At 70.5% G+C, this 13,352-nt stretch carries 10 protein-coding genes; 6 read left to right on the forward strand and 4 right to left on the reverse strand.

From position 1 onward, the window contains the following. Positions 1–44: 44 nt before the first annotated feature. Positions 45–395 carry a c-type cytochrome gene (locus ACWA7K_RS09625; protein WP_456167961.1) on the reverse strand — a complete coding sequence of 117 codons (351 nt, stop codon included), beginning with the start codon at positions 393–395 and terminating at the stop codon, positions 45–47. Next, positions 392–2,086, reverse strand: a complete 1,695-nt coding sequence (locus ACWA7K_RS09630; RefSeq protein WP_456167963.1) for a PQQ-dependent dehydrogenase, methanol/ethanol family — start codon at positions 2,084–2,086, stop codon at positions 392–394. Before ACWA7K_RS09630 ends, ACWA7K_RS09625 begins: the two co-directional genes overlap by 4 nt. A 211-nt stretch (positions 2,087–2,297) precedes the next feature. On the opposite strand from ACWA7K_RS09630, the gene ACWA7K_RS09635 reads away from it, so the two are divergent. The 6 genes from ACWA7K_RS09635 (at position 2,298) to ACWA7K_RS09660 (ending at position 10,483) form a co-directional block, all read left to right on the forward strand. Then, positions 2,298–3,491 (forward strand): helix-turn-helix domain-containing protein, encoded by a 1,194-nt coding sequence (locus ACWA7K_RS09635; RefSeq protein ID WP_456167964.1) that lies wholly within the window; start codon positions 2,298–2,300, stop codon positions 3,489–3,491. A gap of 268 nt (positions 3,492–3,759) precedes the next feature. Continuing rightward, complete coding sequence (locus ACWA7K_RS09640; RefSeq protein WP_456167966.1) at positions 3,760–4,935, forward strand: ABC transporter ATP-binding protein; 1,176 nt, start codon at positions 3,760–3,762, stop codon at positions 4,933–4,935. A 20-nt stretch (positions 4,936–4,955) separates the two neighbouring features. Beyond that, positions 4,956–7,148, forward strand: coding sequence for an alpha-galactosidase (locus ACWA7K_RS09645; protein ID WP_456167968.1), 2,193 nt, complete (start codon positions 4,956–4,958; stop codon positions 7,146–7,148). Positions 7,149–7,181: 33 nt separating this feature from the next. Then, positions 7,182–8,246 (forward strand): UDP-glucose--hexose-1-phosphate uridylyltransferase, encoded by a 1,065-nt coding sequence (locus tag ACWA7K_RS09650; protein WP_456167970.1) that lies wholly within the window; start codon positions 7,182–7,184, stop codon positions 8,244–8,246. 31 nt (positions 8,247–8,277) lie between these two features. Then, complete coding sequence (galK, locus tag ACWA7K_RS09655) at positions 8,278–9,459, forward strand: galactokinase (protein ID WP_456167972.1); 1,182 nt, start codon at positions 8,278–8,280, stop codon at positions 9,457–9,459. A 22-nt stretch (positions 9,460–9,481) separates the two neighbouring features. Continuing rightward, complete coding sequence (locus ACWA7K_RS09660; RefSeq protein WP_456167974.1) at positions 9,482–10,483, forward strand: aldo/keto reductase; 1,002 nt, start codon at positions 9,482–9,484, stop codon at positions 10,481–10,483. Between the two features lie 160 nt (positions 10,484–10,643). Here ACWA7K_RS09660 and ACWA7K_RS09665 read toward each other — a convergent pair whose 3' ends face one another. Together ACWA7K_RS09665 and ACWA7K_RS09670 are read right to left on the reverse strand one after the other, a co-directional pair. Beyond that, positions 10,644–11,804, reverse strand: coding sequence for a methyl-accepting chemotaxis protein (locus ACWA7K_RS09665; protein WP_456167976.1), 1,161 nt, complete (start codon positions 11,802–11,804; stop codon positions 10,644–10,646). A gap of 196 nt (positions 11,805–12,000) precedes the next feature. Beyond that, on the reverse strand, positions 12,001–13,344 hold the full coding sequence (locus ACWA7K_RS09670) for a dicarboxylate/amino acid:cation symporter (RefSeq protein ID WP_456167978.1): 1,344 nt from the start codon (positions 13,342–13,344) through the stop codon (positions 12,001–12,003). Positions 13,345–13,352 lie beyond the last annotated feature (8 nt).

Raw genomic sequence — 13,352 nt, forward strand, 5'->3', positions numbered from 1 at the left:
GACATGATAGGAATGCCCCGGACGGCATCACCCCGGCCGAGGGTTCAGGGCGCTGAAGCTGCCGCCTCCGGCCGGCGAACCTCGTCCGGCCAGCCGTTGACCGAGCCGATGTAGGCCCAGAGCTGGTCGAGCTGGCCGGGCTTGAGCGTGCCGCCCCAGGCCGGCATCGCCCGCAGCCCCTGCGTGACCGAGCGGTCGAAACGCGCGCGGTCATGCGGCGGGAAGGTCCGCAGGTCGAAGCCGATGCCGTTGGTCGCCAGGTGGATGCCGTGGCAACGCTGGCAGGACCTGACGTAGACACGCCGGCCGGCCTCGGCGTCGGTCAGCTCCTGCGCATGGGGCGTCGCGGCGGCCAGGGCCAGCACCGCCGCGACGAAGGGAACGCGCAGGCTCATCGTTGCGGCAGCGCGAAGGTCCAGACCGAGCCGCCGGCCGGCACGTTGGCCGTGTCGGGGTCGCCGGCCAGCGCGCCGTAGACGTGCGCCGAGCCGCTCAGCACGGTCACGTACTGGCGCCCGCCGCGTTCCCACGCGATCGGCAAGCCGGAGATGCCCGAGCCGGTCTGGAACGACCAGAGCTTCTCGCCCGACTTCGCGTCGAAGGCCATGAACTGGCCGTTCTGCGCGCCGGTGAACACCACGCCGCTGGCGGTCGACAGCACGCCCGACCAGTACGGCGACTTGTTCGGCGCGGTCCAGACCGGCTTGGCGGCGACCGGGTCCCAGGCCACCAGCGCGCCGCGGTTGCCGTCGGCCGGGCTGACGAAGCCGCCGAGTTCCAGGCCCAGATACCAGTTCGGTCCGCCCGGCCGTTCCTGCTTGACGTAGCGGACCTTCATGCCCACGTCGATCGTGTTCAGGAAGACCAGCCGGCGCACCGGGTCGTAGCTCATCGGCATCCAGTTCTTGCCGCCGAAGGCGCTCGGCCAGACCTCGACGAAGTCCTTCATCTCCTCGGAGCGGCGCACCTCGGCGGTCATCGGCGTGTCGATCGGACGGCCGGTCTTCAGGTCGATGCCCGAGGCCCAGTTGACCGTGCGGGCGAACTGCGTGGCCGAGATCAGCCGGCCGTTGCTGCGGTCGATGACATAGAAGAAGCCGTTGCGGTTGGCCTGCATCAGCACCTTGGTGGCCTTGCCACCGATCGGCAGGTCGGCCAGCACCAGCTCGTTGACGCCGTCGTAGTCATACGGGTCGCCGGGCGAGAACTGATAGGTCCAGACGATCTCGCCGGTCGACGGCCGCAGTGCCAGCACGCTGTTGATGTGCAGCGAATCGCCGCCGCGCGTGGCCGCATTCCACGGGCCGCCGTTGCCGACGCCCCAGTAGACGAGGTCGAGCTCGGGGTCGTAGCTGCCGGTCAGCCAGGTCGGGCCGCCGCCGGTCTTGTAGGCCTCGCCCTTCCAGGTGTCGCCACCGGGCTCGCCGGGCGCGGCGGTGGTCCAGCGGTGCCACTTCTTGGCGCCGGTCTTCAGGTCCCAGCCGTTGATGAAGCCGCGCGTGCCGTACTCGCCGCCCGAGATGCCGGTGATCAGCTGCCCGCCGGCGATCAGCGGGGCGTGCGTCATCGAATAGCCGTCCTTGTAGTCGGCCGCCTTCTGCTTCCACAGCACCTTGCCGTCGGCCATCGAGAGGGCCAGCACATGCGCGTCGATCGTGGTGCGGTAGAGCACGCCGTCGAGCGCGGCCATGCCACGGGTGTGGATGCCGCAGCACAGGTAGCCGGCGATGTCGGCCGGCAGGTCGATGCCGACCTTCCACTTCTGGCGGCCGGTCACCGCATCGATCGCGACGGTGTGGCTGTGCGAGGCCACGTACATCGTGCCGTCGATCAGCAGCGGCTGGTTCGACGCGTTGGTCGAGTTGTCCAGGCTGAGGTTCCAGACCGGGCTCAGGTTCTTCACGTTGGACGGCGTGATCTGGCCGAGCGTCGAATGGCGCTGCAGCGACCAGCCCATGCCGTAGGTCGTGACATCGCCGGGCGTGGCCGCGTCGTTGCGCAGGTCGGCGAGTCCCTGGGCGCCGGCCAGCGTGGCCGCTGCCGTCAGGCCGCACACGGCCAGGCCGCGTGCAAGGGTCTTCAACATGGCGTCTCCTCTTCGTGGTGTTCGGGATGCGTTCCGGATGTGCAGGACCCGTCTGGATCCCGGACGGTCGGAACGATAGGTCGGGGGTTGCGGCCGGCCACTTGCGGGCAAACCCGGGCCGGCCGACTGTTCCGTCGCGCGACACCTTGCCGCCGCGCGGGCGGTCACCGCACACTGCGCCCCACCCCACGCCACCGCCCGAGCCCCAGCCATGACACGCGGTCCCGACCTGCCTGCCAACCCGTTCTACGCCTCGCCGGAACAGCGCATCGCGCTGGCGCGCCAACGTTTCTTCGAGGACGGCGTGCGGCCCTCGGGCATCGTCAGCGAGGCGGTGATCCAGTCCTGGTCGCGTTGCCTGCGCGCCAACCCGGACCCGACCCGCCCGGCGGTCTTCGAGCCGGTGACGCCCAGCCGCGTCCACAGCACGCTGCGCCAGAACCAGCAGTTGCTGGCGGCGGCGACCGACGAGATGGAACGGCTGAAGCTGACGCTCGCCGGCACCAGCAGCACGGCCATGCTGACCGACGCGCAGGGCGTGATCGTGCGCAGCACCTTCACGCAAGCCCGCAGCCATGAGCGGCTGATGCCGATCACCACGCGGGTCGGCGTCAACCTGTCCGAGGAAGCGGTCGGCACGACCGCGCCGGGCCTCACCGCCCGCACCGCCCAGGCCAGCGTCGTCAGCGGTGCCGAGCACTACTTCGGCAACGCCCAGCTGATGCACTGCGCGGCCGCGCCGATCCTCGACATCCGCGGCCGGCTGGCCGGCGTGCTGGACCTGTCCAGCGAGGGCGTGCCCTTCGGCTTCGACGCCGCCACGGTGGTGGCCCACTACGCCGCCGAGATCGAGAACCGGCTGCTGTGCGCGCAGTCGACCGAACACCTGGTCGTGCGCCTGCAGATCGCGCCCGGCCTGCTCGACACGCCGATGGCCGGCCTGGCCGGCATCACCGGCGACGGCCGCATCGACTGGCTCAACGGCGCGGCCGCCCGCCTGCTGGGCCTGCCCGGCGGCCATGCCCGCCCGACCGCGATCGCGGTCGAGGACCACCTGGGCGTATCCCTGGAAGCCCTGCTGGCCTGCAGCACCCGTGACGGCCCGACGCCGCTGGCGCTGCCCAACGGGCTGCTGCTGTGGGTGCGCTGCGAATGGCGCAGCCCGGACGCTCACCGGGCCGCCCAGGTGGCGGTGCCGATCGGTCCGGGCGCCCCGCCGGCCAGCCCGGCACCCGCCGTCACGGCCGCGCCCCTGCGCGAGACCGAGCACCAGGCCATCGTCCGCGCGGTGGCCGAATGCGGCGGCAACGTGTCGCAGGCCGCCCGCCACCTGGGCATCTCGCGCGGCCGGGTCTACCGGCATCTGCAGGCCGACACCGGCCACGCCGGAGCGGCCAAGAGCTAACTCGCGTTACGTAATTTTCTGGGCTGCTCGGGCTCGGGCCTCGACAGACTTTATTAGCAGACCGTTCCGGCACCCGCCGCTGCCTCGTCGAAAAGCGGATCTCCTGAGAAGACCGACCGCAAGCCGAGCGCCTTGCGGTGGCTGCGCCATGCGGGTTTTCACCAAGCATCGCTAATTTTATTAGCAACACAATCCAGCCTCACGCGCCGACCGCTGTGGCTGGCGCGCCCTGACCCGTCCCGCCCCCTTCGCCGGAGCCCCAGAACCCATGGCCAGCATCGAACTCCAGAACGTCTTCAAGGCCTACGGCGACATGCCGCCGGTGATCCGCCAGGTCGACCTGCAGATCGCGCAAGGCGAGTTCTGCGTCTTCGTCGGCCCCTCGGGCTGCGGCAAGTCGACGCTGCTGCGCATGATTGCCGGGCTGGAGGACATCACCTCCGGCGACCTGCGCATCGGCGGCACGCTGATGAACGAGGTGCCGCCCGCGCACCGCGGCGTGGCGATGGTGTTCCAGACCTACGCGCTGTTCCCGCACATGTCGGTCTACGAGAACATGGCCTTCGGCCTGGGGCTGGCGAAGGTCGACAAGAAGGTCATCGACGAGAAGGTCCGCGCCGCTGCCAAGGTGCTGCAGCTCGAACACCTGCTGGAGCGCAAGCCCAAGGCCCTGTCGGGCGGCCAGCGCCAGCGCGTGGCCATCGGCCGGGCCATCGTGCGCGAGCCGGGCGTGTTCCTGTTCGACGAGCCGCTGTCCAACCTGGACGCTGCCCTGCGCGTGCAGACGCGCTTCGAGATCGCCAAGCTGCACCGCGACTTCGGCCGCGCGAGCACGGTCTACGTCACGCACGACCAGGTCGAGGCGATGACGCTCGCGGACCGCATCCTGCTGCTCAACACCGGTGACGCGGTGGCGCGTGAAGGCTCGGTCGCGCAATGCGGTTCGCCGCTGGAGCTGTACCACCGGCCGCGCAACCTGTTCGTCGCGGGCTTCATCGGCTCGCCGAAGATGAACTTCCTGAAGGCCACGCTGGTCAGCGCCGGGCCGGGCTCGGCGGTCGTCAAGATCAACGGCACGAACGAGCAGCTCGAAGCCCATGTCGACGCGCGCAGCCTGCAACCCGGCACGCCGGTGACGCTGGGCATCCGCCCCGAACACACCGAGCTGGGCACCGCCACGCAGCACATCGTGCGGCCGGTGCAGTGGCAGGAGCGGCTGGGCGAATCGACCTTCCTGTACCTCGATGCCGGCGACGGCGAACACAGCCTGGCCGCCGGTGGCGACGCGCTGGTCGCCAAGGCCCCCGGCCACGCCCACGCGGTCGCCGGCCACCGCATCGCGCTGGCGATGCCCGCCGCGGCCATCCACCTGTTCGACCCGCAAGGCCACGCCCTGCCCCGGCTGATCGCGGACACGGACCTGCTGTTGCCGCAAGCGGCTTGAACGTCTCGAAACCCCTGCCCATGACCGCCATTGCCGTGACCCGCGTGCCCCTGCCCACCGCCCCCGCCCAGTTCATCGCCCTGCATGGCCGCGCCAGCAGCCTGGTGCTCGAAGTCCATGCCGACGAGGCGCCGCTGTGGCGCTACTGGGGCCCGCGCCTGAGCGACGCCGCCGTGCCCGAGATGCCGTTGCGCGACAGCCGGCCCTTGCCCAGCTTCATGCTGGACTTCGACCAGCCACTGACCGTCGTGCCGACCTTCGGCGTCGGCTGGTTCGGCCAGAGCGCGCTGCTGGCGCACCGCGACGGCCAGGACTTTGCCCAGGCCTTCACGCGCTGCGAGGTCGAGTGGCTGGCCGCCGGTGCGTCCGTCCGCCTGAAACTGCACGACGACGTCGCCCGCCTGCGCCTGGACCTGACGCTGAGCCTGGACGACCCGAGCGACGTGCTGGTCGCGCAAAGCGTGCTGCACAACCTGGGCGATGCGCCGCTGGACGTGCAGTGGCTGGCCGCCGCCACGCTGCGCCTGCCCAGCCACTGCGACAGCGTGCGCTCGTACGCCGGCCAGCACGTGCACGAGTTCCTGCCGCAGGTCGACCCGCTGACGCGCAGCCTGTGGCGCAAGGAAAGCCGGCGCGGCCGGACCAGCCACGACTGCTTCCCCGGCGCCATCGCGACGACGCCCGGCACGACGGCCGATGCCGGCCTGTGTTTCGGCGCGCACCTGGCCTGGTCGGGCAACCACCAGCAGACCATCGAGTGGCTGCACGACGGCATCTACCAGTGGCAGATGGGCGAGTGGCTGGCACCCGGCGAAGGCCGCCTGCAGCCGGGCCAGAGCCTGCACACGCCCGAGCTGATCGCGACCTGTTCGAGCGCCGGCCTGAACGGCATCGCCGCCAACTTCCACGCCGAGCTGCGCCGCCGCCTGAACTGGCCGGGCGGCGCGATGAAGCCGCGCCCGGTCCACCTCAACACGTGGGAAGGTTTCTATTTCGACGTCCATCCCGGCCCGGTCAAGGAGCTTGCGACCGCTGCGGCCGAGGTCGGCATCGAGCGCTTCGTGCTGGACGACGGCTGGTTCCACGGCCGTCACCACGACCGCGCCGCGCTGGGCGACTGGTGGCCCGACGAGACCAAGTTCCCGAACGGCCTGGGCGAGCTGATCGCGCACGTCAACGGCCTGGGCATGGAGTTCGGCCTGTGGGTCGAGCCCGAGATGGTCAACCCCGACAGCGACCTGTTCCGCGCCCATCCGGACTGGGCCCTGCAGGTCCACGGCCGGCCGCTGCTGACCGCGCGCAACCAGCTGGTGCTGGACATCGCGCGGCCCGAGGCGGCCGACTACCTGTTCGACAAGATCTCCGCGCTGCTGGCCGCGCACCCGATCGCCTACCTGAAGTGGGACCACAACCGCGACCTCGCGCCGGCCGGTCTGGCCGATGGCCGCGCCGGCTATCGCGCCCAGGTCCACGCGGCCTATGCGCTGATGGCGCGGCTGCGGGCGGCGCATCCGGGCGTCGAGATCGAGAGCTGCTCGGGCGGTGGTGGCCGCATCGACTTCGGCGTGTTGCGCCACACCCACCGCGTCTGGACCAGCGACTGCATCGACGCGCTGTCGCGCATCGAGATCCAGCGTGGCCTGCTGCAGTTCTTCCCGCCCGAGATCATGGGCGCGCACGTCGGCACCGCCCCGTCGCACACGACCGGCCGCAGCCAGACGATGCCCTTCCGCGCCGCCGTCGCGCTGCCCGGTCACCTGGGCGTCGAACTCGACGTGCGCCACCTGTCGGACGACGAGAAGCGTGTGCTGCGCGACTGGATCGCCATCTACAAGCAGCTGCGCGACCGCCTGCACCACGGCCGAGTCTGGCTCGGTGAAGGCGAGGACGAGCTGGTCTGGCAGGCCCACGGCGACGAGGCCGCGCACGACGTCGTGCTGATCGCCTATCGCCCGCAGCCCAGCAGCCTGCGTTATGCGCCCACGCTGCGCCTGCCGATGCTCGATGCGAACGCGCGCTACCGCGTCCGCGAGGTGCTGCCGCCGGGCACCGTGCGGTCGAAGGAACGCCACCACACGGCGGCCTTCTTCGATGCCATCAACACGCCCGACGGCCACGTCGTCGACGGCGCCTGGCTGGCCCATGCCGGCCTGCCGATGCCGCGTGCGCAGGCCGAGACCGCCTTCATCGTGACGCTGCAGAAGGTCGCCTGAGCGGTGACCTTGACCGTGACCAGGGACAACCGCATGACCATCGACGCGCCCGCCTTCGATCCGACCGAACACTCGCACCGCCGCCGCAACCCGCTGACCGGCCAGTGGGTGCTGGTCTCGCCCCACCGCAGCAAGCGGCCGTGGCAAGGCAAGCAGGAAGAGGCCGGCGACGACGACCTGCCCTCGCACGACCCCGGCTGCTACCTGTGCGCCGGCAACACGCGTGTCAGCGGCGACGTCAACCCGGCCTACACCGGCACCTACGTGTTCACCAACGACCACGCCGCGCTGCTGCCGCAGGTGCCCGACGCGCCGGCCTCGGCGGACCCGCTGTTCACGGTCGAATCGGCGCGTGGCACCAGCCGCGTCATCTGCTTCTCGCCCGACCATGCGCGGACCCTGCCCGAGCTGCCCTTGCCGGCGATCGAGGGCGTCATCGAGACCTGGTGTGCGCAGTCCGCCGAACTCGGCCGTGACCACGCGTGGGTGCAGGTGTTCGAGAACAAGGGCGCCATCATGGGCTGCTCGCAGCCGCACCCGCACGGCCAGATCTGGGCCACCGGCCACCTGCCCAACGAGGCTGCCGCCGAACACCGCGAGCAGCGCGACTACCTCGCCCGCCACGGCCGGGCCATGCTGCTGGACTACGTCGAGCGCGAGGCCGCCAGCGGCGAGCGCACGGTGGTGCGCACGGCGCACTGGCTGGCCGTCGTGCCGTACTGGGCGACCTGGCCGTTCGAGACCCTGCTGCTGCCGCGTTTCCCGGTCCAGCGCCTGCCGCAGCTCGGAGCCAACCAGCGCGCCGACCTGGCCGTCGCGCTGAAGGCGCTGACCTCGCGCTACGACAACCTGTTCCGCTGCAGCTTCCCGTATTCGATGGGGTGGCATGGCGCGCCGTTCGACGTGGACGGCCAGCAGGGCGACGACGCGCAGGCCTGGCAGCTGCACGCCCACTTCTACCCGCCGCTGCTGCGCTCGGCCACGGTGCGCAAGTTCATGGTCGGCTTCGAGATGCTGGCCGAGGCCCAGCGCGACCTGACGCCCGAACAGGCCGCCGAGAAGCTGCGCGCGGTCAGCGAACAGCACTACAAGTCCTGAATCCCGAACCCAGAGTCCTGAGGCACACGCGATGTCTTCCCCCTTGCTGACGCGCGTGCTCGCGTCCTTCGCCGACAGCTTCGACGCCGCGCCCAGCATCGTCGTGCACGCGCCCGGCCGGGTCAACCTGATCGGCGAACACACCGACTACAACGACGGTTTCGTGCTGCCCTGCGCGATCGACTACCACACGCTGGTGGCCGCGCAGCCGCTGGCCGAACCGCTGGTGCGGGTGGTCGCCAGCGACTACGGCGACCAGCTCGACGAGTTCCGGCTGGACGCGCCGATCGTGCCGGTCAGCGGCCGGGCCGATCACGCCTGGATCAACTACGTGCGCGGCACCGTCAAGGCCCTGATCGACGACGGCTACACGCTGCGCGGCGCCGAGCTCGCGGTGGCCGGCAACGTGCCGCAAGGCGCCGGGCTGTCGTCGTCGGCTGCGCTGGAAGTCGCCATCGCCCAGGCCTTCAAGTCGCTGCAGGGCCTGGACCTGACGCAGACCCGCATCGCCCAGCTCGCGCAGATCGCCGAGAACCGCTTCGTCGGCTGCAACTGCGGGATCATGGACCAGCTCATTTCCGCCCGCAGCACGGCCGGCCACGCGCTGCTGATCGACTGCCGCAGCCTGGACGTGCAGGCCGTTCACCTGCCCGACGACGTGGCCGTGCTGATCGTGCATTCGCGCGTCAAGCGCGGTCTGGTCGACAGCGAATACAACACCCGCCGCCAGCAGTGCGAGGCCGCTGCCGCGCACTACGGCGTGGCGGCGCTGCGCGACCTCGACGAAGCCGGCCTGCTGGCGCGTCGCGACGGGCTCGATGAGCTCGCCTTCCGGCGCGCCCGCCATGTCGTCACCGAGAACCGCCGCACGCTCGATGCCGCCGGCGCGCTGGCCGCCGGCGACCTTCGGCGCATGGGCGAGCTGATGGCCGAGTCGCATGTCTCGATGCGCGACGACTTCGAGATCACCGTGCCGCCGATCGACCACCTGGTCGAGATCCTGCAGCGGGTCATCGGCGATGCCGGTGGCGCGCGCATGACCGGCGGCGGCTTCGGCGGCTGCGTCGTCGCGCTGCTGCCCGAATCGCGCATCGATGCCGCCCGTCAGGCCATCGCGGCGCAGTACCGCGCGCCGAGCGGCGAAGAGGCCGCCGTCTACGTCTGCCACGCCAGCCCCGGCGCCGGCCCGATCGAACACAAGGCGCACGCCTGACCCCCGCACCGAAGGACACCCGATGACCGACGCGACCTGGCAGAGCGCACCCGACCGCTACGAGCGCCTGCCCTATCGCCGCTGCGGCAACAGCGGGCTTCAGCTCGGTGCGGTCTCGCTGGGGCTGTGGCACAACTTCGGCGACGTCGACCTGATCGACACGATGCGCCAGACCCTGCGTTGCGCCTTCGACCTGGGCGTCACCCACATCGACCTGGCCAACAACTACGGCCCGCCGCCCGGCTCGGCCGAGATCCACTTCGGCCGCCTGCTGCGAGAAGACTTCCGCGGCCTGCGCGACGAGCTGATCGTCTCGACCAAGGCCGGCTACCGCATGGGCCCCGGACCCTATGGCGACGGCGGCTCGCGCAAGTACCTGCTGAGCAGCCTGGACGCCAGCCTGAAGCGCATGGGCCTGGACCACGTCGACATCTTCTATCACCACCGGCCGGATCCGGACACGCCGCTGGAGGAGACGATGGCCGCGCTCGACCACATCGTGCGCAGCGGCCGTGCGCTCTACGTCGGCCTGTCGAACTACCCCGCCGACCGCCTGCGCGAGGCCGCCGCGATCCTGCGCCGGCTCGGCACGCCCTGCCTGATCCACCAGCCGCGCTACAGCATGCTGGACCGCACGATCGAGGCGGGATTGCTGCCCGCACTGGCCGACGAAGGCATCGGCTGCATCGCCTTCTCGCCGCTGGCGCAAGGCCTGCTGACCGACCGCTACCTGGGCGGCCAGGTGCCGACCGATTCACGCGCCGCCAAGGGCGTCGGCTTCCTCAAGCCGGCCGACCTGACCCCGCAACGCCTGCAGACCATCGCCGCGCTGGACGCCATCGCCCGCGCCCGCGGCCAGAAGCTCGCGCAGATGGCCCTGACCTGGGTCCTGCGCCACCCCGCGATGACCAGCGTGCTGATCGGCGCCAGCCGCCCGCAACAGGTCCGCGACGCGGTCGAGGCGGCCTCGGCACCGGCCTTGACGGTGGATGAGCTGGCGGGGATCGAGGCGGCGCTGGGGTGATCGGCTGGTGGGTGGGTGGACTGGCACGGGCGCAAATCCCCCCTGCCCCCCTTTGCAAAGGGGGGAATGCAGCCACCGACACCGCTCCAACCTTCCTGGAACCCCCCTTTGGAAAAGGGGGGCAGGGGGGATTTGGGCTCCCCCGCCCCCCTCCACCCCCTCAAACCGCCAACCGCGTCGCCCGCATCCCGAACCCCTGGTCCGACCCCGGCGCCTTGACCGACCCTGTCGGCCGCGCCACCGCATTCGTGCCCGTCTGCCCCGCCGCCTCGCCCGCCTGCGCCGGCGCCGGTTCCAGCACCACCATGCCGTACCAGCCCAGCCCCTTGTAGGTCTCGTAGCCCGGTGTGCGGGCATAGCCGACATGGGTGCCGTCGTCCTGCACATACGCGCCGATCGCGCGGCCGCGGCGCTGGAAGTCGACGGTTTCCTCCAGCACGCCCACGCCGTCCGAAGCGGCGATGACACGCTGGCGGGCATCGAGCAACAAGGCCCGGGCGCGCGGCTTCTCGTCGTCGGAGAACTTCACGCCGTCGACCACCGCGCGGGCCTGTGTCTGCCAGTCGAAGAAGATGGCCAGCACGCCGATCGGCTCGCCGTCGACCGCCCCGCCGCGCCGGATGGCCGTGCTGTAGGTCGCCACCGGCGCCTCGTCCAGCCACGGGTTGGTCTCGATGTCGGTGGCGATGAAGCTCTGGCCGTCGCGGGTGTGCAGGGCCCGGTCGAACCAGCCCTGGCCCCGCACGCTGGCACCGATCGCGCGCGAGTAGCGCTGGGGTCGGCCGCTCGCCACGACACGGCCCTGCGGGTCGATCACCCACAGGTCGAGGTAGACGGTGTAGCTGTCGAGGATCACGCCCAGCCGCTTCGACGCATGGCGGGCAGAGGCCGCGCCGGGCTGCTCCAGCGCATCGACCACCGCCGCATCGGTCGCCCACCAGCGCACGTCGCAGGAACGTTCGTAGAGGTTGCGGTCGATGATGTCGATCATGTTGAGCGCCAGGTCGGCCAGCCGCTGGCCCTGCTGGGCCTGCAGCGCCGTCATGACCTGGTCGCCCAGCTGCATCAGCCGCGTGATCTGGCCCTGCAGGTCGGCCGCCAGCTCGCGCGACAGGTCGTTGATCTGCGACGAGACCTGCTTGACCTCGCGGGCGACGACGCCGAAGCCGTCGCCGGCGGCACCGGCACGGGAGGCCTCGATCAGCGCGTTCAGCGCCAGGAAGGAGGTCGATCGGTTGATCCTCTGGATCTGCTCGATCTTCTGCTCGGCGATCTCGCCGACACGCCGGGAGGCATCGATGATCTGGTGCGGGTGAACCATGGCAGGGGTCTCGTGGAGCTGCGATGGCGGCAAAGTTACCCTGTCCAGGACAAGCGATTCACTCGATCAACAGGACGTTTTTTCCGTTTCGCACCAAGGCGGGATCTGCGCCGCAGCGGCAGCGCCAGAGTGGTGCGATGCACCGATCGTCGACACGGCCGCGCACCCGATCGGCGGCGGCCGTGCGATCGATGGATCAGGCCGCCAGCTTGGCGTCCTGCGCGTCCAGCACGGCCTCGGGGGCCTCGCCTTCGAGGGTGGTCTCGTGCTTCAGGTGCTGGTCCAGGCGGGCGGTGTCGAGTTCACCGCACCACTTGGCGACGACCAGCGTGGCGACGCCGTTGCCGACCAGGTTGGTCAGCGCGCGGGCCTCGCTCATGAAGCGGTCGATGCCCAGGATCAGCGCCAGGCCGGCGACCGGCACGTGGCCGACCGCGCTCAGCGTCGCGGCCAGCACGATGAAGCCCGAGCCGGTGACGCCCGCCGCGCCCTTGCTGGTCAGCAGCAGCACGGCCAGCAGCGTCAGCTGCTGCATCAGCGACATGGGCGTGTCGGTGGCCTGGGCGATGAAGACGGCGGCCATCGTCAGGTAGATCGAGGTGCCGTCGAGGTTGAAGGAATAGCCGGTCGGCACGACCAGGCCGACCACCGGCTTGCTGGCGCCGAGGTTCTCCAGCTTGGCCATGATGCGCGGCAGCACGCTCTCGCTGCTGCTGGTGCCCAGCACGATCAGCAGCTCTTCCTTGATGTACTTGATGAAGCGCCAGACCGAGAAGCCGTGCAGCCGCGCGATCGCGCCGAGCACGACGAACACGAAGATCAGGCAGGTGGCGTAGAAGGTCGCCATCAGCTGGCCCAGGCTCAGCAGCGAGCCGACGCCGTACTTGCCGATCGTGAAGGCCATCGCGCCGAAGGCACCGATCGGGGCGACCTTCATGATGAAGCCGACGATGCGGAACAGCACGTGCGACGTCTTCTCGATCAGGTCGAACACCAGCGTGCCGCGGCCGCCGAAGGCATGCAGCGCGAAGCCGAACATCACCGAGAACAGCAGCACCTGCAGGATCTCGCCCTTGGCGAAGGCATCGATGACGCTGGTCGGGATGATGTTGAGCAGGAACTCGGTGGTCGACGCCATCTTGCCCGGACCGGTGTAGGCGGCGATCGACTTGGTGTCGAGCGCGGCGGCGTCCACATGCATGCCGCTGCCCGGCTGCACGAGGTTGACGATGACCAGGCCGATCACCAGCGCGATCGAGCTGACGACCTCGAAGTACAGCAGCGCCAGGCCGCCGGTCTTGCCGACCTTCTTCATGTCCTCCATGCCCGCGATGCCGACCACCACGGTGCAGAAGATGATCGGCGCGATGATCATCTTGATCAGCTTGATGAAGGCATCGCCCAGCGGCTTCATCGCCTCGCCGGTGGCCGGCAGGAAGTGGCCCAGCAGGACGCCCACGGCGATGGCGAACAGCACCTGGGCATAGAGCGAGCGGTAGATCGGCGGGCGGGCCGGCACGGCGGCGGCGGGTGTGGACATGGCGGTCC

The sequence above is a fragment of the Leptothrix mechoopdaensis (SeqCode) genome (assembly GCF_053893855.1).